This window comes from Pseudomonas sp. 5Vm1k (assembly GCF_056161485.1).
In genome coordinates, this window is the sequence record NZ_JBSPCZ010000022.1 from 16,240 (window position 1) to 41,346 (window position 25,107).

Sequence of the window (25,107 nt, forward strand, 5' to 3'; positions counted from 1 at the left end):
TCTAAACCGTAAATGGTCGCGCTCCGTGGTGGCGGGGGTCAGTCATCGAGGGCCTGCACGCGAACCTTTGCGGTGCCGCTGCCGATCATGCCGAGCCGCTCCGCAGCGGCATGGGACACGTCGATCAGGCGCCCACGGGTATGCGGCCCACGGTCGTTGATACGGACCACGCAGGATTTGTCGTTATTCAGATTGGTGACCTTCACCCGCGTGCCGAAGGGTAACTGGCGATGGGCGGCGGTCAGGGAATTCTTGTCGAAACGCTCGCCGCTGGCGGTGCGTTTACCTTGGTGTTTGGCGCCGTAATAGGACGCTGTGCCGGTCTTGTCGTAACCGTGTGGGTCGATGATGTCGTTGCTGGCGCAACCGGCCAGTAAAGAGAGTAGGGCGCAGGCGCCGAGTAGACGCTTCATTCAAAGTTTCCCTGAAAAAAATGTGGGAGCGGGCTTGCTCGCGAATGCATTCTGACAGTCAACTCTGTATTGAGTGCCGAACCGCATTCGCGAGCAAGCCCGCTCCCACAGGGAATGGAGCCAGGCTTGAGATCTGGCTCCATTGCAATCAGCCTTCGAGCTTGCTTTTCAGCAGTTCGTTGACCTGTTGCGGGTTGGCCTTGCCTTTGGACGCTTTCATGGCCTGGCCGACGAAGAAACCGAACATTTTGCCGCGTTTGGCTTCGTCTGCCGCGCGGTACTGTTCAACCTGTTCGGCGTTGGCCGCGAGCATCTCGTCCAGCACTGCGGAAATCGCGCCACTGTCGGTCACTTGCTTCAAGCCGCGTTTTTCGATGATCTCGTCCGCGCTGCCTTCGCCGTTGGCCATCGCTTCAAACACAACCTTGGCGATTTTGCCGGAGATGGTGTTGTCGGTGATGCGCAGCAGCATGCCGCCCAGTTGCTCGGCCGAAACCGGCGACTGGTCGATGTCCAGGCCCTGTTTGTTCAACAGGCTGCCCAGCTCAACCATGACCCAGTTGGCCGCCAGCTTGGCGTCGCCGCCAATGCTCGCGACTTTCTCGAAGTAATCGGCTTGCTCGCGGCTGGTGGCCAGGACGCTCGCGTCGTAGACCGACAGACCGAACTGCGCCTGGAAACGCTCGCGTTTCTGCGGTGGCAACTCCGGCAGGGTGGCGCGCACGTCATTGAGGAACGAGTCCTCGATGACCACCGGCAACAGGTCCGGATCCGGGAAGTAACGGTAGTCGTTGGCTTCCTCTTTGCTGCGCATCGGACGGGTTTCGTCCTTGTTCGGATCGTACAGACGAGTCTGCTGGATCACTTTGCCGCCGTCTTCGATCAGCTCGATCTGACGACGGACTTCGCTGTTGATCGCCTTCTCGATGAAACGGAACGAGTTGACGTTCTTGATCTCGCAGCGGGTGCCGAATTCAACCTGGCCTTTCGGGCGGATCGACACGTTGCAGTCGCAACGCAGCGAGCCTTCGGCCATGTTGCCGTCGCAGATGCCCAGGTAGCGCACCAGCGCGTGGACAGTCTTGACGTAGGCCACGGCTTCCTTGGCGCTGCGCATGTCCGGCTCGGAAACGATTTCCAGCAGCGGCGTGCCGGCACGGTTCAGGTCGATGCCGGTGGCGCCGTTGAACTCTTCGTGCAGGCTTTTACCGGCGTCTTCTTCCAGGTGCGCACGGGTCACGCCGACACGTTTGATCGTGCCGTCTTCCATGGCGATGTCCAGGTGGCCCTTGCCGACGATCGGCAATTCCATCTGGCTGATCTGGTAACCCTTGGGCAGGTCCGGGTAGAAATAGTTTTTACGGGCGAACACGTTGTGCTGACCGATCTCGGCATCGATGGCCAGGCCGAACATCACCGCCATGCGTACCGCTTCCTGGTTCAGCACCGGCAGTACGCCGGGCATGCCCAGGTCTACCAGGCTGGCCTGGGTGTTCGGCTCGGAACCGAAGGTGGTGGAACTACCGGAAAAGATTTTCGACCGGGTGCTGAGCTGGGTATGAATCTCCAGCCCGATCACGACTTCCCATTGCATGTGTTTCTCCTCAGAAGCCGGTTGGGGTGCGGGTGTGCCAGTCAGTGTTCAACTGATACTGATGGGCAACGTTCAACAGGCGACCTTCCTGGAAATACGGAGCGAGCAACTGCACGCCGACCGGCAGACCGTCGACAAAACCGGCTGGCATGGACAAGCCCGGCAAGCCCGCGAGGTTGGCGGTGATGGTGTAGATATCTTCCAGGTACTCGGCGATCGGATCGTTTTTGTTGGCGCCAATCTTCCAGGCCGGGTTCGGCGTGGTTGGGCCGAGGATGATGTCGACCTCAGTGAAGGCAGCCATGAAGTCGTTCTTCACCAGGCGACGGATCTTCTGCGCCTTCAGGTAGTAGGCGTCGTAGTAACCGGCGGACAGGGCGTAGGCACCGACCATGATCCGGCGTTGTACTTCCGGGCCGAAACCTTCACCGCGCGAGCGCTTGTACAAGTCTTCCAGGCTCTTCGGGTCTTCGCAGCGATGGCCGAAACGCACGCCGTCGAAACGCGACAAGTTGGAAGAAGCTTCCGCCGGGGCGATCACGTAGTACGCGGGGATTGCGTGCTGCATGTTCGGCAGGCTGATTTCCTTGATCACGGCGCCGAGCTTTTCCAGCTCCTTGACGCTGTTGTGGATCAGCTCGGCGATGCGCGGGTCGAGACCGGCGCTGAAGTATTCCTTCGGCACACCGATGCGCAGGCCTTGCAGCGAGGTATTGAGGCTGGCGCTGTAATCGGGCACGGGTTCGTCGATGCTGGTGGAATCATTGGCATCGAAACCGGCCATGCCCTGCAGCAGGATCGCGCAGTCTTCGGCGGTGCGCGCCAAAGGGCCGCCCTGGTCGAGACTGGAGGCGTAGGCAATCATGCCCCAACGCGAAACACGACCGTATGTCGGTTTCAGGCCAGTGAGGTTGGTGAACGCGGCCGGTTGGCGGATCGAGCCGCCGGTGTCCGTGGCGGTCGCGGCTGGCAACAGACGAGCGGCAACGGCGGCTGCCGAACCACCGGACGAACCGCCCGGCACGTGTTCCAGGTTCCACGGGTTTTTCACCGCGCCGTAGTAGCTCGACTCGTTGGCGGACCCCATGGCGAATTCGTCCATGTTGGTCTTGCCAAGGGTCACGGCACCGGCGGCGGCCAGTTTGGCGACCACGGTGGCGTCGTACGGTGCTTTAAAGTTGTCGAGCATCTTCGAGCCGCAGCTGGTGCGAATGCCTTGGGTGCAGAACAGGTCTTTGTGGGCGATCGGCGCGCCGAGCAGGGCGCCGCTCTCACCATTGGCGCGGCGTGCGTCAGCGGCTTTCGCCTGCTGGAGCGCCAGGTCTTCGGTGAGGCTGATGAAACTGTTGAGCTGTGGATCGAGCTGGGCGATACGCGCCAGCAGGACTTTGGTCAGCTCTTCGGAAGAAAACTTTTTATCGGCGAGTCCGCGGGCGATCTCGGCCAGAGTCATTTGATGCATTGCAGGCTCTTTCCCTTTAGTCGATGACTTTCGGAACCAGGTACAGGCCGTTTTCGACCGCTGGTGCGATGGACTGATAGGCCTCGCGATGATTAGTCTCGGTCACGACGTCTGCACGCAGGCGCTGGCTGGCTTCCAGCGGGTGGGCCAGCGGCTCGATACCGTCGGTATTGACCGCCTGCATTTCGTCGACCAGCCCGAGAATGCTGTTCAGGGCCGAAGTGATGTGTGGAAGATCGGCATCATTCAGGCCAAGGCAGGCCAGATGAGCGATTTTTTCCACGTCGGAGCGTTCAAGCGCCATTGCGATTCTCCAGTGGAAAACAGAACGGACGGCGTCCGTGTGTTAGATTGTCGGAACACTACCGCATTTCTACGGTCATAAGGCCGCGATTGTGGGGGTTGGTGCACAGAAAAGCGGCCAATTTAACATATTGGCGCCTTGCCCAAAATCCCTGTCGTTGTTAGAGTTTGCCGCACTTTTTTACCCACGCGTTGCCTAGGGTCCCTTTCCCATGTTCAAGAAACTGCGTGGCATGTTTTCCAGCGATCTTTCCATTGACCTGGGCACTGCCAACACCCTTATTTACGTGCGCGAGCGCGGAATCGTCCTGAATGAGCCCTCCGTTGTGGCTATTCGGACACACGGTAACCAGAAAAGTGTCGTTGCTGTCGGCACCGAGGCCAAGCGCATGCTCGGTCGTACGCCGGGCAACATTGCAGCCATTCGTCCGATGAAAGACGGCGTTATTGCCGACTTCAGCGTTTGCGAAAAGATGCTGCAGTACTTTATCAACAAGGTTCACGAAAACAGCTTCCTGCAGCCTAGCCCTCGTGTGCTGATCTGCGTTCCATGCAAATCTACCCAGGTGGAGCGTCGCGCCATCCGTGAATCGGCCCTTGGTGCCGGTGCTCGTGAAGTGTTCCTGATCGAAGAGCCTATGGCTGCTGCGATCGGTGCCGGCCTGCCGGTTGAAGAAGCACGCGGTTCGATGGTTGTCGATATCGGTGGCGGTACCACTGAAATCGCACTGATCTCCCTGAACGGTGTGGTTTACGCCGAATCCGTACGGGTTGGCGGCGACCGCTTCGACGAAGCGATCATCACCTACGTGCGTCGCAACTACGGCAGCCTGATCGGCGAATCCACCGCCGAGCGCATCAAGCAGGAAATCGGTACGGCCTACCCGGGCGGCGAAGTACGTGAAGTCGACGTTCGTGGCCGTAACCTGGCGGAAGGCGTTCCACGCGCATTCACCCTGAACTCCAATGAAGTGCTGGAAGCTCTGCAAGAGTCCCTGGCCACCATCGTTCAGGCTGTGAAAAGCGCACTGGAGCAGTCGCCGCCAGAACTGGCTTCCGACATCGCCGAACGTGGTCTGGTACTGACCGGTGGTGGCGCGTTGTTGCGCGACCTCGACAAGTTGCTGGCCCAGGAAACCGGTCTGCCAGTGATCGTTGCCGAAGATCCGCTGACCTGCGTTGCTCGCGGCGGTGGCCGTGCTCTGGAAATGATGGATAAACACACCATGGACCTGCTCTCCAGCGAATAAGTCGTTGGGTTGCATCTATGCTGTGAGCGCGCAGGCAGCACTTTGCAGTGCTGCCTGTTGCGTTTATCTTCTGTCAGTCTGCATCCAGGCCAGTTTGATGCCGTATGAATAAAGAGAACATTTGCCTGGGAGGAGCGGCTTATTAAACCGCTTTTCGCCAAAGGCCCCTCACTGGGCGTGCGCTTGTTGGTGCTGGTCGTGCTATCGGTCGCGCTGATGGTGGTCGATGCCCGCTTCACACTGCTCAAGCCAGTGCGTAGCCAGATGTCGCTGGTGCTGATGCAGTCTTACTGGATCACCGACCTGCCGCAACGGTTATGGCAAGGTGTGGCCAGCCAATTTGGCAGCCGTACCGAACTGGTTGCCGAGAACGAAAAACTCAAGACCGAAAACCTGCTGTTGCAGGGCCGCATGCAAAAGCTTGCCGCCCTCACCGAGCAGAACGTCCGGCTGCGCGAGTTGCTCAATTCCTCCGCGCTGGTCAACGAGAAGGTCGAAGTGGCCGAGTTGATCGGCATGGACCCCAACCCCTTCACCCATCGCATCATCATCAATAAAGGTGAGCGCGACGGTGTGATCCTCGGTCAGCCGGTGCTCGACGCCCGTGGCCTGATGGGTCAGGTGGTGGAGTTGATGCCGTACACCTCCCGTGTGCTGTTGCTGACGGATACGACCCACAGCATTCCTGTGCAAGTGAATCGCAACGGTCTGCGGGCAATTGCCAGCGGCACCGGTAATCCTGAGCGCCTGGAACTGCGTCACGTGGCCGACACCGCCGACATCAAGGAAGGCGATCTGCTGGTCAGTTCCGGTCTCGGTCAGCGGTTCCCAGCGGGTTACCCGGTGGCGACGGTCAAGGAAGTGATCCACGATTCCGGCCAGCCATTTGCCATTGTCCGCGCCGTGCCGACCGCAGCCTTGAACCGCAGCCGTTATCTGCTGCTGGTATTCAGTGACGGTCGTACTGCGGAAGAACGCGCCAACGAAGCCGCCCAGGCCCAGGAAGCGCTGGACCAGCACGGCGGTGGGCCGATCATCCCGGCCACTGTGCCGAAACCGATTCCTGCGGTCGTGCCGACTCCGGCCGTTGCTGCGCCAGCCACGACGCCAGCTGCTACGACACCGGCCAAGCCTGCGGCCACTACCCGTCCGGCCAAACCTGTCGCCAAGCCGGCTGCCGCGAAACCTGCTGCCAAACCGCCTGTCTCTGCGCCGGCCACCACTGGGGGAAGAGAATAATGGCGGGTGCTACTTCATCCCGAAACGGCTGGATCGTCTGGCTGACCTTTGCCATCGGCCTGCTGCTCAGTGTTTCGCCGTTGCCGCAATTCATGGAAATCCTGCGTCCCTTGTGGCTGGCATTGTTGCTGGCGTTCTGGGCATTGGCCTTGCCGCAAAAAGTCGGCATGGTCACCGCGTTTTGCCTGGGGCTTGCTGAAGACGTGCTCTATGGCACATTGCTCGGCCAGAACGCGTTGATCCTGACGCTCATCACCTATCTGGTGCTGGCGTTGCAACAGCGCCTGCGGATGTTCCCGATGTGGCAGCAGTGCCTGGTGCTTCTGGTGATCTTCGGCCTCGCCCAACTGGTGCAACTGTGGCTCAGCGCCCTGACCGGTAACCGCCAGCCAACCTTGGCTTTGGTGCTGCCGGCCCTGGTGAGCGCGTTGCTCTGGCCGTGGGTCAGCTTCGGTTTGCGTGGTCTGCGTCGGCGCTACAAAATCAATTAATTCGGTCAGGCATGTGCCCGCACTGGACAAGGGAGATGTCTTGATGACGCAGTTATACCTCGCCTCAGGCTCGCCGCGTCGGCGTGAACTGCTCACGCAGATCGGCGTGCCGTTTTCCGCCATCAGTGCGGACATCGATGAAACCCCTTTGCACAACGAATCCCCATCGGCCTATGTCGAGCGTCTGGCGCGCGGCAAGGCCGAGGCCGGGCGTCGCGCAGTTGTGTCTCACGCAGAGTTCTGTGTGTTGGGTGCCGACACCGCTGTCGTGCTCGACGGAAAAATTCTTGGCAAGCCAGTTGATGAAGCCGATGCATGCGCCATGCTTATGATGTTGTCGGGGCATGAACACGAAGTCCTGACGGCGATTGCCGTGCTCGACGGCGAGCGTTGCGAATCGCGGGTAGTGCGCAGCATTGTGCGTTTTCGCAGCATCGGTCGCGAGGAAGCGGCGGCCTATTGGGCCAGCGGCGAACCCCGGGACAAGGCCGGTGGCTATGGCATTCAAGGGTTGGGCGCAGTGTTTGTCGCCAGCCTCGATGGCAGCTATTCGGCGGTGGTTGGATTGCCACTGTGCGAAACCGCAGAACTGCTGGGCCATTTCGGCATACCCTGTTGGCAAACCTTTAACGCGCGCTAAGCGTCGTACTGACTAGATGCGGCCATTATCGTGAACATGCCTGAACGAGACCCTGCCATGAGTGAAGAGATTCTGATCAACATCACGCCGATGGAATCGCGTGTGGCGGTGGTCGAAAACGGTGTCCTGCAAGAGGTCCACGTCGAGCGCACGCAAAAGCGCGGCATCGTCGGCAACATCTATAAAGGTAAAGTCGTTCGGGTATTGCCGGGCATGCAGGCGGCATTCGTCGACATCGGTCTGGACCGCGCCGCGTTCATTCATGCCTCGGAAATATCCCTGCGTGAAGGCCCCGCGGTGGAAAGCATCAGCAGCCTGGTGCACGAAGGCCAGAGCCTGGTGGTGCAAGTCACCAAGGACCCAATCGGCTCCAAAGGCGCACGCCTGACCACGCAACTATCGATCCCGTCACGCTATCTGGTGTACATGCCGCGCACGGCGCACGTCGGCATTTCCCTGAAAATCGAAGACGAAGCAGAGCGCGAACGCCTCAAGCAAGTGGTCACCGACTGCGTGGCCAAAGAAGGCATCAAGGAAGCGGGCGGCTTCATTCTGCGCACCGCCGCTGAAGGTGCCGGGGCCGATGAAATTCTCATGGACATCCGCTACCTGCGCCGTCTGTGGGACCAGATCAACGCCCAGATCCAAACCATCGGCGCTCCGAGCGTGATCTACGAAGACCTCGGTCTGGCCCTACGCACCTTGCGTGACCTTGTGAGCCCGAAGATCGAGAAGATCCGCATCGACTCCCGGGAAACCTTCCAGAAAACTACACAATTCGTCGCCGAGCTGATGCCGGAAATCGCTGATCGCCTTGAGCATTACCCCGGCGAGCGGCCGATTTTCGACCTGTACGGCGTCGAAGACGAAATCCAGAAAGCTCTGGAGCGCAAGGTGCCGCTCAAGTCCGGTGGCTACCTGGTGGTGGACCCGGCGGAAGCCATGAGCACCATCGACGTCAACACCGGGGCGTTCGTCGGCCATCGCAATCTCGAAGAAACCATCTTCAAGACCAACCTCGAAGCCGCCACCGCCATTGCCCGTCAGCTGCGCCTGCGCAACCTCGGCGGGATCATCATCATCGACTTCATCGACATGGAAGACGAAGAGCATCAGCGTCAGGTGCTGCGCACGCTTGAGAAGCAACTGGAGCGCGATCACGCCAAGACCAACATCATCGGCATCACCGAGTTGGGCCTGGTGCAGATGACCCGCAAGCGCACCCGCGAAAGTCTCGAGCAGGTGCTGTGCGAACCGTGCAGCAGTTGCCAGGGTCGCGGCAAACTCAAGACACCGGAAACGGTCTGCTACGAAATTTTCCGCGAAATCCTCCGCGAAGCCCGCGCCTATCAGGCGGAAGGCTATCGTGTACTGGCGAATCAGAAAGTGGTGGATCGCTTGCTCGATGAAGAGTCGGGTAACGTTGCCGAACTGGAAGGGTTTATCGGCCGCACTATTCGGTTTCAGGTCGAAACCATGTATTCCCAGGAACAATACGACGTGGTGCTGCTCTGAATCTCCAGGTTTCACCGCGACTAGAACGGCTGGCCTCAGCTTTTTGCAGTATTTTTGCCATGGGAGCCAACTGACATGGACCGTCTGACACGCATTTTGGCCGCACTGACCCGCTGGGGACTGGGCCTGTGTGCGTTGGCTCTGGTGCTGATGGCGTTGTACGTCAGCCTCGGTCGGGAACTGACGCCGCTGGTGGCCGAATACCGCGCCGACATCGAGACCAAGGCCAGCGACGCGCTGGGCATGCCCCTGCAAATCGGCAAGCTGGAAGGTAACTGGAGTGGCTTCGCGCCGATTCTGCTGGCCCACGACGTGACCGTTGGCGCGGGTACCAGCGCCCTGCGCCTGGATAACGTGCGGGTCGTGCCGGACATCTGGGCCAGCCTGTTGGCCCGCGAAGTACGCATTGCTCACCTGGAGCTCAATGGCCTGAAGATCAGCCTCAAGGAAGGCGAAGACGGCCATTGGGCGCTGGAAGGTCTGCCGGTGCAGCAAGACCAGCCAATGGACCCGGAGCAGTTGCTCAATCGCATGCAAATGGTCGAACAGCTGTCGGTCCTCGATAGCCAGATCACTTTGCAGCCGGTGGATCATCCTCCGCTGACGTTGACCTATGTCGGCCTCAATCTGAAAACCGGTGCCTCCCGTCAGCGACTCGACGCGCGCCTGACTCTGCCTGACGGTCAGCCGGTGGCCATGAGCCTGCGCACCCGCGTGCGTGCCAGCGCCTGGAAGGATGGCGAGGCGCAGGCGTACCTGAGCCTGCCACAAAGCGATTGGTCGAAATGGCTGCCGGGACGCCTGACCCGGCAATGGAATTTTTCCGAGATCAAGGCTGGTGGCGAGCTTTGGTTGAACTGGGGTGATGGCGCGGTACAAAGTGCGTCGATTCGCCTGAATGCCCCACAACTTAAAGGCGCGTACGCCGAGCGCAAGTCGATCCAGATCAACAATCTGGCACTCAACGCTTACTTCCAACGCAGCGATAAAGGCGCCTTGGTGACCCTCGACTCCTTGTCGATGAACTTTGGCGACACCCGCTGGGAAACCCGTTTGCAACTCAAGCAAAGCGTTGCCACCGACAAGTCCGAGGAGCTCTGGCACCTGCAAGCTGATCGTCTGGACCTGACGCCGCTTACGCCGTTGCTCAATGCCCTTGGGCCGTTGCCTGAAGGCGTTGCCACAGCGGTGGAAAAACTCAAGGTCACCGGCGCATTGCGCAACGTGCTGCTCGACATGCGGCCCAATGCCACCGACGACAGCAAATTCAGTTTCGCCGCCAACCTGGAACGGGTTGGCTTCGACGCCTATCACGGCGCACCGGCAGCGCGAAACGTCAGTGGCAGCATCAGCGGTGACCTCGGGCACGGCGAGCTGCGCATGGACAGCAAAGATTTTTCCCTGCACCTGGACCCGATTTTCGCCAAGCCATGGCAATACATTCAGGCCAATGCCCGGCTGACCTGGAAGCTCGATAAAGAAGGCTTCACCCTGATCGCGCCGTACCTGAAGGTGTTGGGCGAAGAGGGCAAGATTGCCGGCGACTTCCTGATCCGCCTGCATTTCGACCACACCCAGGAAGACTACATGGACCTGCGGGTCGGCCTGGTGGATGGCGACGGCAAATACACCGCCAAGTACCTGCCGACCGTGCTCAGCCCGGCGCTGGACGAATGGCTGCGCACGGCGATTCTCAAAGGTGCGGTGGACCAGGGCTTCTTCCAGTACCAAGGCTCGCTGAACCATGGCGCCGAAGACACCGCTCGCAGCATTAGCCTGTTCTTCAAGGTGCACGACGCCGAACTGGCGTTCCAACCGGGCTGGCCGCACGTCAGCAAGGTCACAGGCGACGTGTTCATCGAAGACAGCGGCGTGCGGATTCTGGCCAGCAAGGGCCAGTTGCTCGACACCCAGGTCAGCGATGTCTATGTCGATATCCCGCATGTGCCAGCCGGGCAAAATGTTCACATGTTCCTTGATGGCGGGTTTGCCGGCGGATTGGGCGACGGCCTGAAGATTCTGCAGCAAGCACCGATCGGCACTGCCGATACCTTTGCCGGTTGGGAAGGCGACGGCGATCTGCAGGGCAAACTCAAACTGGACATCCCGCTGGCCAAAGGCGATCTGCCGAAGATTGTCGTCGACTTCAAGACCAACAAGGCCCGGTTGAAACTGGCTGAGCCGACCCTGGAGCTGACTCAGCTCAAGGGCGATTTCCGTTTCGACAGCAGCAAGGGCTTGAGCGGGCAGAACATCAATGCGCGGGCCTTTGACAAACCAGTGACCGCGCAGATTTTTGCCGATGGCAGCCCGGGCAAGCTCAATACCCGGGTGGCGGCTTCGGGCCAGGTCGAGGTGAAGAAACTCACCGACTGGCTGAACGTAACCCAGCCGTTGCCAGTGTCCGGCATCGTCCCTTACCAGTTGCAACTGAACCTCAACGGCGCCGACAGCCAGTTGATCGTCACTTCCAATCTCAAAGGTGTGGCGATCGATTTGCCAGCGCCGTTTGGCATGGCCGCCGATGTGGGCCGTGACACGGTGTTCCGCATGTCCCTGCAAGGGCCGGAGCGGCGTTATTGGGTCACGTATGGCGACCTGGCGAACTTTACCTTCGCGTCGCCGCCGGGCAATTTTGCCGACGGGCGCGGTGAGTTGTTCCTCGGCAACGGCAATGCCGTGCTGCCGAACGCCAAGGGGCTGCGCGTCAGCGGCGTGCTGTCGGAGCTGGATGTGGGGCCGTGGAAAGATCTGGTGGACAAATACGCCGGCCAGGACCCGGGCGGCAGTGCCAAGCAGCTGCTCAGTGGCGCGGACTTCAAGGTCGACAAGCTCAGTGGTTTCGGCACGACCTTGGATCAGGCGTCGGTGCAGTTAACGCGCAAACCGTCGGTCTGGGCCTTGCAACTCGACAGCCAGCAGGCCAAGGGCAGCGTAAATATTCCCGACGCGAAAACCGCGCCGATTGCGATCAATCTTCAATTCGTGCGTTTGCCGGCGCCCGATCCGACCGTGCTGGCCGACGAAAACTCGCCGGACCCGCTGGTCTCCGTTGATCCAACCAAGATTCCGTCGCTGGATATCACCATCAATCAGTTGTTCCAGGGCAATGACCTGGTGGGCGCCTGGTCGCTGAAAGTCCGCCCGACAGCCAAGGGCATTGCCCTCAATACGCTGGACATGGGCCTCAAGGGCATCCTGTTGCAGGGCAGCGGTGGTTGGGAAGGCACCCCCGGCGCCACTAACAGCTGGTACAAGGGCCGGATCAGCGGCAAGAACCTGGCCGATGTACTCAAGGGCTGGGGCTTTGCACCGAGCGTGACCAGTGAAGAGTTTCACATGGACGTCGACGGTCGCTGGCCCGGCTCACCGGCCTGGCTGGCCACCAAGCGCTTCTCGGGCAGCCTCGACGCCTCGCTGAATAAAGGTCAGTTTGTCGAAGTCGAGGGCAGCGCCCAGGCGTTGCGGGTGTTCGGCCTGCTCAACTTCAACTCCATCGGCCGCCGCCTGCGCCTGGACTTCTCCGACCTGTTCGGCAAAGGCTTGAGCTACGATCGGGTCAAAGGCCTGCTGGTGGCGAGCAACGGGGTTTACGTGACCCGCGAGCCGATTCTGTTGACCGGCCCGTCGAGTAACCTTGAACTCAATGGCACCCTGGACCTGGTCGGCGATCAGGTCGATGCCAAGTTGCTGGTGACCTTGCCACTGACCAACAACCTGCCGATTGCCGCGCTGATCGTCGGTGCGCCGGCCATTGGTGGCGCGCTGTTCCTGATCGACAAGCTGATTGGCGACCGCGTGGCGCGTTTCGCCAGCGTCAAATACACCGTCAAAGGCCCATGGAAAGAACCGAAGATCACCCTGGACAAGCCTTTTTGATGCTTTTTTTCAAAAGCCACTCTCCGGGGCTATGGAGTAGCATGGCCGTAAAATTCTAATGCGCCAACGCTAATCCCTGTAGGAGCGAGGCTTGCCGGCGAATTGATGCACCGCGGTGTATCAGGCAAGACGCCTTCGCGGGCAAGCCTCGCTCCTACAGGTTGTGTGTTGTTTTGAATAAGGAAATGGCCATGTCTGTAGCGGTGATTCAAATGGTCAGCCAGAGCGATGTGCTGGCTAATCTGGCCCAGGCCCGTCGCCTGCTTGAGCAAGCGGCAAACGCTGGCGCAAGGCTGGCGGTGCTGCCGGAAAACTTCGCGGCCATGGGCCGTCGTGACATCGCCGACATCGGCCGCGCCGAAGCCTTGGGTGAAGGTCCGATCCTGCCGTGGTTGAAACAGACCGCCCGCGCCCTCAAGTTATGGATAGTCGCCGGCACTTTGCCGTTGCCGCCGGTGGATTCACCGACGGCGAAAGTGCACGCCTGCTCGCTGCTGGTGGATGACCAGGGTGAAACCGTTGCGCGCTATGACAAGTTGCACTTGTTCGACGTCGATGTGGCGGACAATCGCGGGCGTTACCGTGAATCCGATGACTATGCTTATGGCAGTGGGGTCGTGGTGGCGGACACGCCCGTTGGTCGGGTTGGCCTGACCGTGTGTTATGACCTGCGTTTCCCGGAGTTGTACAGCGAATTGCGTGCTGCCGGTGCGGAGTTGATTACCGCGCCGTCGGCATTTACCGCCGTGACCGGGGCGGCCCATTGGGATGTGCTGATTCGCGCACGGGCCATCGAAACTCAATGTTATGTACTTGCGGCCGCCCAGGGTGGCACCCATCCGGGGCCGCGAGAGACTTATGGACATGCCGCCATCGTCGACCCGTGGGGGCGCGTGTTAGCACACCAGGATCAAGGCGAGGCCGTGTTGCTGGCCGAACGCGATAGCAGCGAACAGGCGTCCATCAGGGCGCGGATGCCGGTGTCCAGTCACCGGCGCTTTTTCTCGCAGGGCGCCCAGCGACCTGCCTCAGAACGATGAATTTAAGGCGTAAAGCATATGAGCGAGTTGTTGTCCTCAGTCAGTGATCACCTGTTAGCGCCCGGCGGCGTGACCATCGAGAGCCTGCAAAGTGTGCTCGGCGATCTGGCCGGCCCGGGCATCGATGCTGCCGATCTGTATTTCCAGGGCCAGATTTCCGAGTCCTGGGCGCTGGAAGACGGGATCGTCAAGGAAGGCAGCTTCAACCTCGACCAAGGCGTTGGCGTGCGTGCGCAATCGGGTGAGAAAACCGGTTTTGCCTACAGCAATGCCATCACCCTCGAAGCGTTGGGCGCGGCGGCCCGTGCGGCCCGCTCGATTTCTCGTGCCGGACAGAACGGTACTGTGCAAGCGTTCACCACCCAGGATGTCGCCCAGTTGTACGGGCCGGACAACCCATTGGAAGTGATGACTCGCGCCGAAAAAGTCGACCTGCTCAAGCGCATCGACGTCGCGACTCGTGCCCTCGACCCTCGCATCCAGCAAGTCACCGTGAGCATGGCCGGGGTGTGGGAACGCATTCTCGTGGCATCCACTGACGGCAGCCTGGCGGCGGATGTGCGGCCCTTGGTGCGCTTCAACGTCAGCGTGATCGTTGAGCAGAACGGTCGCCGAGAGCGCGGTGGTCATGGCGGCGGCGGTCGTACCGATTACCGTTATTTCCTCAGCGACGACCGTGCCATGGGCTATGCCCGTGAAGCGTTGCGCCAGGCGCTGGTCAACCTGGAAGCCATTCCGGCGCCGGCCGGTACGTTGCCGGTAGTGCTGGGTTCGGGCTGGTCCGGCGTGCTGTTGCACGAAGCGGTCGGCCACGGCCTGGAAGGCGATTTCAACCGCAAGGGCAGTTCGGCCTACAGCGGGCGCATGGGCGAAATGGTTGCTTCCAAGTTTTGCACCATCGTCGATGACGGCACTCTGGCCGGGCGTCGCGGCTCGTTGAGCGTTGACGACGAAGGCACCCCGACCGAGTGCACCACGCTGATCGAAAACGGCGTACTCAAGGGTTACATGCAGGACAAACTCAATGCGCGCCTGATGGGCGTGGCTCGCACCGGTAACGGTCGTCGTGAATCCTACGCGCACCTGCCGATGCCGCGGATGACCAACACTTACATGCTGGCGGGCGAAAGCGACCCTGAAGAAATCATCGCTTCGGTGAAGCGCGGCATCTACTGCGCCAACCTCGGCGGCGGTCAGGTCGACATCACCAGCGGTAAGTTCGTGTTCTCCACCAGCGAGGCGTACCTGATCGAAGACGGCAAGATCACGGCCCCGGTCAAAGGCGCGACGTTGATCGGCAACGGTCCGGAAGCCATGAGCAAGGTGTCGATGGTCGGTAATGACCTGGCGCTGGACAGCGGCGTGGGGACATGCGGGAAGGATGGGCAGTCGGTGCCGGTGGGTGTCGGCCAGCCAACGCTGAAAATCGATGCGATCACTGTGGGTGGCACAGGATCGTAAGGGATGGAGCTTCGGGCGAGTTGCGTGGCAACCCGCCCGATTCGGGACTTAACGCAGACCGCGTTGAGTCTCGTCCAGCTCACGGATGTACTTGAAGATTTTACGGCTCGATGCCGGTGGCTTATTAGTCGCCAGTTCGTGCTGGGCCTGACGGATCAGGGAGCGCAACTGTTGACGATCAGCCTCCGGGTAGTCGAGCACGAACTTCTCCAGGACTGCATCGTCGCCCGCGATCAAGCGATCGCGCCAGCGTTCCAGGCCGTGGAAACGTTCGTTGTACTGTCGGGTGGAGGCATCGAGTTGATCGAGCAACATCAGAATGGCGTCAGTGTCCTGATCGCGCATCAGTTTGCCGATGAACATAAGGTGCCGTTTACGCGCGATATTCGCGGTGTGCTTGGGCGCATCGGCCAGGGCTCGGCGCATAGCGTCGGTCAACGGCAGTTTTGCCAGCAAGTCAGGCTTGAGCGTTGTAAGGCGTTCGCCGAGGTCAACCAGAGCATGCAGCTCGCGTTTAACCTGGGATTTGCTTTTTTCTCCCGTATCGAGGGAGTCATCGTAAGAATCAACCATGGTGGCCGTCCGCAAAGAAACGCCGCCATGATAACCAGTCGGGGGCCGCTTGTCCGGCCCGGTCGCTCGAAGGCCCCAGCCGAAAGCAGAATTTGAGTGGAGAACAGCATGAGTGCAGTTGAAAGCGTCGGCCCACAAGCGTTGCCGGCACTGCAAGAGCAAGTCGAGCAGATCATCGCTGAAGCCAAGCGCCAGGGCGCCAGTGCCTGTGAAGTCGCGGTGTCACTGGAACAGGGGCTGTCCACGTCGGTGCGTCAGCGGGAAGTCGAAACCGTCGAATTCAATCGCGACCAGGGCTTTGGCATCACCTTGTACGTCGGGCAGCGCAAAGGCTCGGCCAGCACCTCGGCCAGCGGTCCGGAGGCGATTCGCGAAACCGTCGCCGCCGCACTCGCCATCGCCAAGCACACCTCTGAAGACGAGGCTTCGGGCCTGGCAGATGCCGCACTGATGGCCAAGGATTTGCACGATTTCGACCTGTTCCACGAATGGGACATCACCCCCGAGCAAGCCATCGAGATGGCCCTGAGCTGTGAAGCGGCGGCATTTGCAACCGACAGCCGGATCAAAAACGCCGACGGCACCACCCTCAGCACGCATCAGGGCTGCCGCGTGTATGGCAACAGCCACGGGTTTATCGGTGGTTACGCATCGACTCGCCACAGCCTGAGCTGCGTGATGATTGCCGAGGCCGATGGCCAGATGCAGCGCGATTACTGGTACGACGTGAATCGTCAGGGCAGCTTGTTGGCCGACCCGGTGAGCATTGGCCAGCGCGCCGCGCAACGGGCGGCGAGCCGTCTGGGCGCTCGTCCGGTGCCGACCTGCGAAGTGCCGGTGCTGTTTTCGGCGGAACTGGCCGGTGGTTTGTTCGGCAGCTTCCTGTCGGCGGTGTCCGGCGGCAGTCTGTATCGCAAATCGTCGTTCCTTGAAGGCACCCTGGGGCAAAAACTGTTTCCGGAATGGCTGACCCTTGATGAGCGTCCGCACTTGATGCGTGCCATGGGCAGTTCGGCGTTCGATGGCGATGGCCTGGCGACCTACGCCAAGCCGTTCGTCGAAAATGGCGTGCTGGTGTCTTACATCCTTGGCACCTATTCCGGTCGCAAACTGGGCATGCCGAGTACCGCCAACGCAGGCGGCGTGCACAACCTGTTCGTCACTCATGGCGACGAAGATCAGGCTGCGCTGTTGCGTCGTATGGGCCGTGGCTTGCTGGTCACCGAACTGATGGGTCAGGGCCTGAACATGGTCACTGGCGATTACTCCCGTGGCGCGGCGGGTTTCTGGGTCGAAAACGGCGAAATCCAGTTCGCGGTCCAGGAAGTGACCATCGCCGGCAACATGCGCGACATGTTCAAGCAGATCGTTGCGGTGGGGAATGACTTGGAACTGCGCAGCAACATTCGCACCGGTTCGGTGTTGATCGAGCGGATGACGGTGGCGGGTAGCTAAGCCCCGACCGTTACAAAAAAGGCGCGCCATCCCATCGGATGGCGCGCCTTTTTTTATAGGCCTTGCGAAAGTCCCCTTGTGGGAGCGGGCTTGCTCGCGAAGGCGGCGGGTCAGCCGCAAATGATGGTGACTGACACACCGCCTTCGCGAGCAAGCCCGCTCCCACATGGATCTGTGTATGACTCTGGGGTTGTGTTGGTTCTCATTATCATCTAATAATAAATCTCATTACCGAATGAGCCCGGATTATGAGTTCTGCCTTGCACGAGCAGCCGTACCTCGAAAGCTGGCGCTGGATGAGTCGCCAGATCCGTTGCGCGATGGATCCCGATGAGCCGCGCCTGATCGAACATTACCTGGCCGAAGGCCGGTATCTGGCCTGTTGCACGGCCACCTCGCCCTGGACCATCGCTGAAACTTCCTTCCGTTTGCTGATCGACACCGCCGCCGATGTCGCGCTGCCGTGGCACTGGCGCACCTACTGTCTCGACCAGACCTGGCGCCCGTTACGCGAACTGGAACGTCTCTCCCTGTGCAAATGCCGCCTCAAACGCTGGCAGAGCTACACCTGGCAACTGGCGACCTGCGAGTTGCAGCCCTCGATTCCTCTCATAGAACTGGTGCAAGGATTTCCCGATGAGTAACACTCGTATCGAACGCGACAGCATGGGCGAGCTTCAGGTCCCGGAAAATGCTCTCTACGGCGCGCAAACCCAACGTGCAGTGGATAACTTCCCGATCAGCGGCAAATCGATGCCGGTGCAATTCATCCGCGCGTTGATCCTGGCCAAAGCCGCTGCCGCCCGAGCGAACGTCGAGCTCAAGCAGATCAGCGAGTCCCAGGGCAAAGCCATCGTCGATGCGGCGCAAGGCTTGCTCGAAGGCGATTTCATGCAGCATTTCCCGGTGGATATCTTCCAGACCGGTTCCGGTACCAGCTCCAACATGAACGCCAACGAAGTGATCGCCACCCTGGCCAGCCGTTTGCTCGGCGAGCCGGTTAATCCCAACGACCACGTCAACTGTGGCCAGAGCAGCAACGACATCATCCCGACCACCATCCACGTCAGTGCCGCGCTGGCCTTGCATGAACAATTGCTGCCGGCGCTGGTGCATCTGGTGCAAGTGATCGAGCACAAGGCCGAGCAGGTTCACCACCACGTCAAAACCGGCCGCACTCACTTGATGGACGCCATGCCTGTGCGCATGAGCCAGGTGCTCAACGGTTGGGCGCAACAGCTCAAGGCCAACATCGGCCACCTGCAAGACCTGCTGCCGAGCTTGCAATCCCTGGCTCAGGGCGGCACCGCAGTCGGCACCGGGATCAACGCGCATCCGCAGTTTGCGGCGCTGTTCAGCCAGCAACTGAGCAAACTGACTCAGGTGCAATTCCGGCCGGGCAAGGATCTGTTCGCGTTGATCGGTTCCCAGGACACGGCGGTCGCGGTCTCCGGTCAGCTCAAGGCCACCGCCGTGTCTCTGATGAAAATCGCCAACGACCTGCGCTGGATGAACTCCGGGCCGCTGGCAGGCCTCGGCGAAATCGAACTCGAAGCCTTGCAGCCGGGCTCGTCGATCATGCCGGGCAAGGTCAATCCGGTAATCCCGGAAGCCACGGCGATGGTCGCCGCTCAGGTGATCGGCAACGACACAGTGATCACCATCGCCGGCCAATCGGGCAACTTCGAACTGAACGTGATGCTGCCGATCATCGCCCAGAACCTGTTGAGCAGCATCGAGTTGCTGGCCAACTCCAGCCGCCTGCTGGGTGACAAAGCCATCGCCAGCTTCAAGGTCAACGAGGCCCGGATCAAGGAAGCGCTGGCGCGCAATCCGATTCTGGTCACTGCACTTAACCCGATCATCGGTTACCAAAAAGCCGCTGAAATCGCCAAGAAGGCGTATCAGCAGGGCCGTCCGGTGATTGATGTCGCCCTGGAACACACCGACCTGTCGCGCAGCCAACTGGAAGAGTTGCTTAACCCAGAGAAGCTCACCGCAGGCGGCGTGTAATCCCCGCTACCGCTTTGGAGGCTCACCATGGAGCACTGGAAACGCACGATCGAAAGGGCTAATCGCCATTTCATGCTGGGCGAGTTCGTCGATGCCCGCGAGGCTTACTTGCAGGCCTTGGCGCTGGCCCAGGTGTTGTTCGAGCGCTGGGCGGATGCCGACGAAGCGGTGGCCGCTTGCGTGATTTCCCACCACAACCTGGCGGACCTGCATTTGCGCCTGAACCAGCCGGAGGAGAGCGCCGAGTACCTGTGCGCCATCCATCAACGCTTGTTGCAGACCATGCAGGACCCGCGACTGGCCCCGGCATTGCGTGAGGCCGCGCTGCGCCAGAGCAGCAAAACCTACGTCGAACTGCTGAATTTCATCAGTGAGCACGGCGAATACCCGCGCACCCATCGGTTGCTGCACATGGATGCTGCGTCGCCCCGGCATCAGCCTGCCCCTATTCAACATGGAGTCCATTGAAATGGCTTTTACCTTGCCTGCCTTGCCGTACGCTTACGACGCCCTGGAACCGCACATCGATGCACAGACCATGGAAATCCACTACACCAAGCACCACCAGACCTACATCAACAACCTCAACGCTGCCGTCGAGGGCACCGAATTTGCCGAGTGGTCGGTGGAAAAACTAGTGGCCAGCGTCCAGCAACTCCCGGAAAAACTGCGCGCTGCAGTGATCAATCAGGGCGGTGGCCACGCCAACCATTCGCTGTTCTGGGAGGTCATGGCGCCCAACGCTGGCGGCAAACCTGACGGTGCGCTGGCCACTGCCATCGATGAACAATTGGGCGGCCTCGACAGTTTCAAGGACGCATTCACCAAGGCCGCGCTAACCCGCTTCGGCAGTGGCTGGGCGTGGTTGAGCGTCACGCCGCAAAAGACCCTGATCGTGGAAAGCAGCGGTAATCAGGACAGCCCATTGATGAACGGCAACACGCCGATCCTCGGCCTGGACGTCTGGGAGCACGCCTATTACCTGCGTTATCAGAACCGTCGTCCGGAATACATCAACGCGTTCTACAACGTGATTAATTGGCCTGAAGTCGCGACGCGCTATCAGGCTGCGCTGGTTTAAGTCATCTATAACAAGAATCCAAGGCCGACTATGGGCACTGAAACACTGGCGATCGGTAGCGGGCGGATGTTTCGTTACGCGTTGGGATCGCTGTTACTGCTGGCGGGTATGACACTGTTGGCTGCCCAAGGATTGGCGTGGCTAGACCTTGAGCCGAAACTGCTGCGTGCCCTGCAGGGCGGGGCGATTTGCGCGTTGGGCACTGCGCTGGGGGCGGTGCCGGTGCTGGTGATCCGGCGCATGCCCCAAGCGCTCAGCGATACCTTGCTTGGTTTCGGGGCCGGGGTGATGCTCGCGGCGACGGCGTTTTCGCTGATCGTGCCGGGCATCTCCGCGGCTGAAAGCCTGGGGCTGACGCCCTGGACCGCCAGCGGTCTGATCAGCTTCGGCATCATGCTCGGCGCGTTCGGGTTGTTTCTGGTGGACCGCAAGGTCTCCGGGGCCAGTCCGGAAATGCTCGTCGGTACACTGGAGCGGCCGGTGATCCCGCCGCGAATCTGGCTGTTTGTGTTTGCCATCATCGCCCACAACATTCCCGAAGGCATGGCGGTCGGGGTTTCGGCCGGTGGTGGTATGCCCGACGCCGACAGCCTGGCCATGGGCATTGCTTTACAGGATGTGCCCGAGGGGCTGGTGATTGCGTTGGTGTTGGCAGGGGCGGGGATGTCGCGGGTCAAGGCGTTCCTGATCGGTGCTGCATCAGGATTGGTGGAGCCGGTGTTCGCGTTGTTGTGTGCGTGGCTGGTGAGCCTGGCTGAATTGCTATTGCCGTTGGGTCTGGCGCTGGCAGCCGGGGCGATGCTGCTGGTGGTGACTCATGAAGTCATTCCAGAGTCGCGGCGCAATGGTCACGACAAACTGGCCAGCCTTGGGTTGCTGATGGGGTTTTGCTTGATGATGGTGATGGATACGGCGCTCGCCTGAAAATGAAAAGATCGCAGCCTTCGGCAACTCCTACATGGATCGTGTTCCCCTGTAAGAGCTGCCGAAGGCTGCGATCTTCTGATCTTGATCTTTACTCGCCTTCGCCGAAGTAGTCGTTGATCAGTGCCACCAATGCCTGCAGCGCCTCTTCAGCCTGTTCGCCTTCAGTGCTCAGGTGGATCCTGGTGCCCTTGCCAGCCGCCAACATCATCATGGCCATGATGCTTTTGCCGTCGACTGTGGATTCCGGCGTGCGACCTACTCTGATCGAGCAATCCTTGAACTCACCGGCAACGCCAACGAATTTTGCAGAAGCACGGGCATGCAGGCCCAGCTTGTTGATGATTTCAATTTCCAGAGCAGGCATCGCGTTGTGAATCCTTTAGCTGAGGTCGCGGTGGCGAACCTGGACGTTCTTCAGGGATTGTTGCAGGGCCTGACCCAGACGTTCGGTCAGGTAGACGGAGCGGTGATGTCCGCCGGTGCAACCAATGGCAATGGTGACATAGGCGCGATTACTGGCAGCAAAACGCGGCAGCCACTTGAACAGGTAGTTGTAGATGTCCTGGAACATCTCTTCGACGTCTGGCTGTGCCGCCAAATACTCGGCCACCGGTTGATCCAGCCCGGACTGCGCCCGAAGCTCCGGTTTCCAGTACGGATTGGGCAGGCAGCGCACGTCGAATACGACGTCGGCATCCACCGGCATGCCACGCTTGAACCCGAAAGATTCCACCAGGAACGCAGTGCCGGGCTCCGGCTGGTTCAGCAGGCGCAGCTTGATGGTGTCGCGCAGTTGGTACAGGTTCAGGTTGGTGGTGTTGATCTTGAGGTCGGCGAGGTCCGCGATGGGCCCCAGCAGTTGAGTCTCGTCCTCTATCGCCTCGGCCAGCGAGCGGTTGGCGGTACTTAGCGGGTGACGGCGGCGGGTTTCCGAGAAACGCTTGAGCAGAGTTTCTTCATCGGCATCCAGATACAGCACGTCGCACTGGATATGCCGACTGCGGACTTCTTCAAGTAATTCGGGAAAACGCGACAGGTGGCTGGGCAGGTTGCGGGCGTCAATGGACACGGCGACCAGCGGTTGTGCCAGTTCAGTATGGATCAGCGCACGTTCGGCCAGCTCCGGCAGCAGGCCGGCAGGCAGGTTGTCGATGCAGTAGTAGCCGTTGTCCTCAAGGACATCGAGCGCGGTACTTTTACCTGAGCCGGAACGGCCACTGACGATGATCAAGCGCATGATTAGTGACCGTTTTGCTCGCTCAGGACAACCTGATACAAGGCTTCGTTGCTCGGGGCATGACGCAGTTTTTCGCGTACGTCCTTGCGGTCAAGCATGCTGGCGATCTGGCGCAGCAACTCCAGGTGCGCATCGGTGGCGGCTTCCGGGACCAGCAGCACAAACAGCAGGTCAACCGGGGCGCCATCGATTGCGTCGAAATCGATAGGTGCATCAAGGTGCATCAGGGCACTGATGGGGGCGGTGCAGCCCTTGAGGCGACAGTGGGGGATCGCGATGCCGTTGCCAAAACCGGTGGAACCGAGTTTTTCACGGGCAATCAGAGCCTCGAAGACATCTTGCATCTCCAGATCCGGCACTTCCCGGGCGATCAGGTTGGCAATTTGCTCGAGGGCTTTCTTTTTACTGCCGCCCGGCACGTTCACGAGGGAACGGCCGGGGGTCAGGATGTTTTCAAGTCGGATCATGGGTTGGGAGTGTTAACGACCGGTCGCGCCCTGGAGGAGGCTCTGGGTCTTTTCCTTATGCTTTTTGAGTTGTTTATCCAGCTTGTCGGTCAGTGAGTCGATCGCTGCGTACATATCGGTATGTTCCGCGTTGGCGACCACTTCACTGCCGGGAATATGCAGGGTGGCTTCGATTTTCTGCTTCAGCTTCTCGACCGTCATCGTCACCTGTACGTTGGTGATCTTGTCGAAATGCCGCTCTAATCGTTCGAGTTTTTCGCCGATGTAGGCGCGCAGGGGTTCGGTCACTTCCAGTTGGTGTCCACTGATGTTGACTTGCATACAGCTTCTCCTTCGTTGCCAGTGCATAAAGCGGCAGGTAAAGGTACCTGCCACTGGAACGCTGTGCTGTGGCTTACATCAACCGCTTGCGTTCGCTCGAAGGCGCGATCCCTAAGGACTCGCGGTACTTGGCGACGGTGCGGCGAGCCACCTGAATGCCTTGTGCCTCCAGTAAACCAGCGATCTTGCTGTCACTCAACGGCTTTTTCTGATTTTCCGCGGCAACCAGTTTTTTGATGATCGCGCGAATCGCTGTGGACGAGCATTCACCGCCTTCAGAGGTGCTGACATGACTGGAGAAAAAGTATTTCAGCTCATATATGCCCCGAGGGGTATGCATGAACTTTTGGGTGGTCACCCGTGAAATCGTCGATTCGTGCATGCCCACCGCTTCGGCGATGTCATGCAGGACCAGCGGTTTCATGGCTTCGTCGCCGTACTCCAGGAAGCCGCGCTGATGCTCGACGATCTGGGTGGCTACTTTCATCAGGGTTTCGTTGCGGCTTTGCAGGCTCTTGATGAACCAGCGGGCTTCCTGCAACTGATTGCGCATGAAGGTGTTGTCGGCGCTGGTGTCGGCGCGGCGTACGAAGCCGGCGTACTGGGCATTGACCCGCAGTCTTGGCACCGACTCCTGGTTCAACTCCACCAGCCAGCGCTCGTTGTCCTTGCGCACGATCACGTCGGGAACGACGTATTCGGCTTCGCTGGACTCGATCTGCGAGCCCGGACGTGGGTTCAGGCTCTGGACCAGCTCGATCACCTGGCGCAGTTCATCTTCCTTGAGCTTCATGCGGCGCATCAACTGGCTGTAGTCGCGACTGCCGAGCAGGTCGATGTAATCGCTGACCAGGCGCTTGGCCTCGGCCAGCCAAGGGGTCTTGGCGGGCAGTTGGCGCAATTGCAGCAACAGGCATTCGCCCAGGTTGCGGGCACCGATGCCGGCTGGTTCGAATTGCTGGATGCGGTGCAGGACGGCTTCAATTTCGTCGAGTTCGATGTCCAGTTCCGGATCGAAGGCTTCGAGGATTTCCTCGAGGGTTTCGTCCAGGTAGCCCTGATTGTTGATGCAATCGATCAGGGTCACGGCGATCAGGCGATCGGTGTCGGACATCGGTGCCAGGTTCAGTTGCCAGAGCAGGTGGCTTTGCAGGCTTTCACCGGCCGATGTACGGGTGGTGAAATCCCACTCGTCGTCATCGTTGCTCGGCAAGCTGCTGGCGCTGGTCTGGTAAACGTCTTCCCACGCGGTGTCGACGGGCAGTTCGTTGGGAATGCGCTCGTTCCAGTCGCCTTCCTCGAGGTTATCCACCGTCGGGGCGGTTTCCTGGTAGGAGGGTTCCGAAACATCGGCGTTGGGTTGCTGTTCGGCTTTGTCGGCCAAGGGGTCGGCGTTATCGAAGTCGTCGCCTTCTTCCTGGCGTTCGAGCATCGGATTGGACTCCAGGGCCTCCTGGATTTCCTGTTGCAGGTCCAGGGTCGACAATTGGAGCAGGCGGATGGCCTGTTGCAGCTGAGGTGTCATCGTCAGCTGCTGGCCCATTCTCAAGACTAGCGATGGTTTCATGGCAGGGGCTTAACACCTTATTCGCCGGCGCACATGCGCCATCCACTACAGGGGCGCCGGAGCGCCAAACTTAAGCAAATTATATGCCCGAAACCACAGCGTTTGCCTAGAGCGCTGTAACAATAAAAACCTATAAAGCTTTATTGACAGGTTGCCCTTGGCTGACGCTGAACATCTTT

Annotated in this window: 24 protein-coding genes; 14 read left to right on the top strand and 10 right to left on the bottom strand. The window is 60.1% G+C overall.

Annotation, left to right across the window (positions count from 1 at the left end; translation table 11 throughout):
* Positions 1-38: 38 nt before the first annotated feature.
* From ACWIKB_RS28945 to gatC, 4 genes are all read right to left on the bottom strand, one after another.
* A complete protein-coding gene (locus ACWIKB_RS28945; RefSeq protein WP_475270949.1) occupies positions 39-413 on the bottom strand; it encodes a septal ring lytic transglycosylase RlpA family protein in 375 nt (124 codons plus the stop codon).
* Between the two features lie 148 nt (positions 414-561).
* On the bottom strand, positions 562-2,007 hold the full coding sequence (gene gatB, locus ACWIKB_RS28950; RefSeq protein ID WP_475270950.1) for an Asp-tRNA(Asn)/Glu-tRNA(Gln) amidotransferase subunit GatB: 1,446 nt from the start codon (positions 2,005-2,007) through the stop codon (positions 562-564).
* Positions 2,008-2,017: 10 nt separating this feature from the next.
* Entirely contained in the window at positions 2,018-3,469 is a 1,452-nt protein-coding gene (gene gatA, locus ACWIKB_RS28955) for an Asp-tRNA(Asn)/Glu-tRNA(Gln) amidotransferase subunit GatA (RefSeq protein ID WP_475270951.1), read from the bottom strand.
* Between the two features lie 16 nt (positions 3,470-3,485).
* Positions 3,486-3,773 (bottom strand): Asp-tRNA(Asn)/Glu-tRNA(Gln) amidotransferase subunit GatC, encoded by a 288-nt coding sequence (gatC, locus tag ACWIKB_RS28960; RefSeq protein ID WP_007901429.1) that lies wholly within the window; start codon positions 3,771-3,773, stop codon positions 3,486-3,488.
* Between the two features lie 211 nt (positions 3,774-3,984).
* Here gatC and mreB point away from each other — a divergent pair, with 211 nt between their 5' ends.
* The 8 genes from mreB (at position 3,985) to tldD (ending at position 15,287) form a co-directional block, all read left to right on the top strand.
* A complete protein-coding gene (gene mreB, locus ACWIKB_RS28965; RefSeq protein WP_002555108.1) occupies positions 3,985-5,022 on the top strand; it encodes a rod shape-determining protein MreB in 1,038 nt (345 codons plus the stop codon).
* A 141-nt stretch (positions 5,023-5,163) separates the two neighbouring features.
* The gene (gene mreC / locus ACWIKB_RS28970; RefSeq protein ID WP_475271002.1) at positions 5,164-6,261 is read left to right on the top strand and encodes a rod shape-determining protein MreC; all 1,098 of its coding nucleotides are present in this window, start codon (positions 5,164-5,166) and stop codon (positions 6,259-6,261) included.
* Positions 6,261-6,752 carry a rod shape-determining protein MreD gene (gene mreD / locus ACWIKB_RS28975; RefSeq protein WP_401326591.1) on the top strand — a complete coding sequence of 164 codons (492 nt, stop codon included), beginning with the start codon at positions 6,261-6,263 and terminating at the stop codon, positions 6,750-6,752. The genes mreC and mreD overlap by 1 nt, the downstream gene beginning before the upstream one ends.
* Positions 6,753-6,795: 43 nt before the next feature.
* On the top strand, positions 6,796-7,392 hold the full coding sequence (locus ACWIKB_RS28980; RefSeq protein WP_475270953.1) for a Maf family protein: 597 nt from the start codon (positions 6,796-6,798) through the stop codon (positions 7,390-7,392).
* 57 nt (positions 7,393-7,449) lie between these two features.
* Entirely contained in the window at positions 7,450-8,907 is a 1,458-nt protein-coding gene (gene rng / locus ACWIKB_RS28985; protein ID WP_054049935.1) for a ribonuclease G, read from the top strand.
* A 75-nt stretch (positions 8,908-8,982) separates the two neighbouring features.
* Positions 8,983-12,786, top strand: coding sequence for a YhdP family protein (locus ACWIKB_RS28990; RefSeq protein WP_475270955.1), 3,804 nt, complete (start codon positions 8,983-8,985; stop codon positions 12,784-12,786).
* A gap of 191 nt (positions 12,787-12,977) precedes the next feature.
* Positions 12,978-13,826 carry a carbon-nitrogen hydrolase family protein gene (locus tag ACWIKB_RS28995; RefSeq protein WP_475270956.1) on the top strand — a complete coding sequence of 283 codons (849 nt, stop codon included), beginning with the start codon at positions 12,978-12,980 and terminating at the stop codon, positions 13,824-13,826.
* A gap of 18 nt (positions 13,827-13,844) precedes the next feature.
* On the top strand, positions 13,845-15,287 hold the full coding sequence (gene tldD, locus ACWIKB_RS29000) for a metalloprotease TldD (RefSeq protein ID WP_475270957.1): 1,443 nt from the start codon (positions 13,845-13,847) through the stop codon (positions 15,285-15,287).
* 48 nt (positions 15,288-15,335) lie between these two features.
* Here the strand turns inward: tldD and yjgA are convergent, their stop codons facing one another.
* Complete coding sequence (yjgA, locus tag ACWIKB_RS29005) at positions 15,336-15,860, bottom strand: ribosome biogenesis factor YjgA (RefSeq protein ID WP_054049927.1); 525 nt, start codon at positions 15,858-15,860, stop codon at positions 15,336-15,338.
* A gap of 108 nt (positions 15,861-15,968) precedes the next feature.
* Between yjgA and pmbA the strand changes: the two genes are divergently transcribed.
* The 6 genes from pmbA to ACWIKB_RS29035 all read left to right on the top strand — a co-directional run bounded on the left by pmbA (position 15,969) and on the right by ACWIKB_RS29035 (position 21,333).
* On the top strand, positions 15,969-17,315 hold the full coding sequence (gene pmbA / locus ACWIKB_RS29010; protein WP_475270958.1) for a metalloprotease PmbA: 1,347 nt from the start codon (positions 15,969-15,971) through the stop codon (positions 17,313-17,315).
* A 248-nt stretch (positions 17,316-17,563) separates the two neighbouring features.
* Positions 17,564-17,959 (top strand): FagA protein, encoded by a 396-nt coding sequence (locus ACWIKB_RS29015; RefSeq protein ID WP_475270959.1) that lies wholly within the window; start codon positions 17,564-17,566, stop codon positions 17,957-17,959.
* The gene (locus ACWIKB_RS29020) at positions 17,952-19,328 is read left to right on the top strand and encodes a class II fumarate hydratase (protein WP_475270960.1); all 1,377 of its coding nucleotides are present in this window, start codon (positions 17,952-17,954) and stop codon (positions 19,326-19,328) included. Before ACWIKB_RS29015 ends, ACWIKB_RS29020 begins: the two co-directional genes overlap by 8 nt.
* Before the next feature lie 27 nt (positions 19,329-19,355).
* Entirely contained in the window at positions 19,356-19,796 is a 441-nt protein-coding gene (locus ACWIKB_RS29025; protein WP_475270961.1) for a hypothetical protein, read from the top strand.
* Between the two features lies 1 nt (position 19,797).
* Positions 19,798-20,409: a superoxide dismutase gene (locus ACWIKB_RS29030; protein ID WP_475270962.1), complete on the top strand. Its 612-nt coding sequence runs from the start codon at positions 19,798-19,800 to the stop codon at positions 20,407-20,409.
* Positions 20,410-20,439: 30 nt separating this feature from the next.
* Positions 20,440-21,333, top strand: coding sequence for a ZIP family metal transporter (locus ACWIKB_RS29035; RefSeq protein WP_475270963.1), 894 nt, complete (start codon positions 20,440-20,442; stop codon positions 21,331-21,333).
* A gap of 91 nt (positions 21,334-21,424) precedes the next feature.
* On the opposite strand, the gene ACWIKB_RS29040 is transcribed toward ACWIKB_RS29035, so the two are convergent.
* The 5 genes from ACWIKB_RS29040 to ACWIKB_RS29060 form a co-directional block, all read right to left on the bottom strand.
* Positions 21,425-21,700: an HPr family phosphocarrier protein gene (locus tag ACWIKB_RS29040; protein WP_201195804.1), complete on the bottom strand. Its 276-nt coding sequence runs from the start codon at positions 21,698-21,700 to the stop codon at positions 21,425-21,427.
* Between the two features lie 15 nt (positions 21,701-21,715).
* Positions 21,716-22,573, bottom strand: coding sequence for an RNase adapter RapZ (rapZ, locus tag ACWIKB_RS29045; RefSeq protein ID WP_475270964.1), 858 nt, complete (start codon positions 22,571-22,573; stop codon positions 21,716-21,718).
* A gap of 2 nt (positions 22,574-22,575) precedes the next feature.
* Entirely contained in the window at positions 22,576-23,040 is a 465-nt protein-coding gene (gene ptsN, locus ACWIKB_RS29050) for a PTS IIA-like nitrogen regulatory protein PtsN (protein ID WP_475270965.1), read from the bottom strand.
* Positions 23,041-23,052: 12 nt separating this feature from the next.
* Positions 23,053-23,361, bottom strand: coding sequence for a ribosome hibernation-promoting factor, HPF/YfiA family (gene hpf / locus ACWIKB_RS29055; protein WP_054049907.1), 309 nt, complete (start codon positions 23,359-23,361; stop codon positions 23,053-23,055).
* A 73-nt stretch (positions 23,362-23,434) separates the two neighbouring features.
* Entirely contained in the window at positions 23,435-24,928 is a 1,494-nt protein-coding gene (locus tag ACWIKB_RS29060) for an RNA polymerase factor sigma-54 (protein ID WP_150639286.1), read from the bottom strand.
* Positions 24,929-25,107 lie beyond the last annotated feature (179 nt).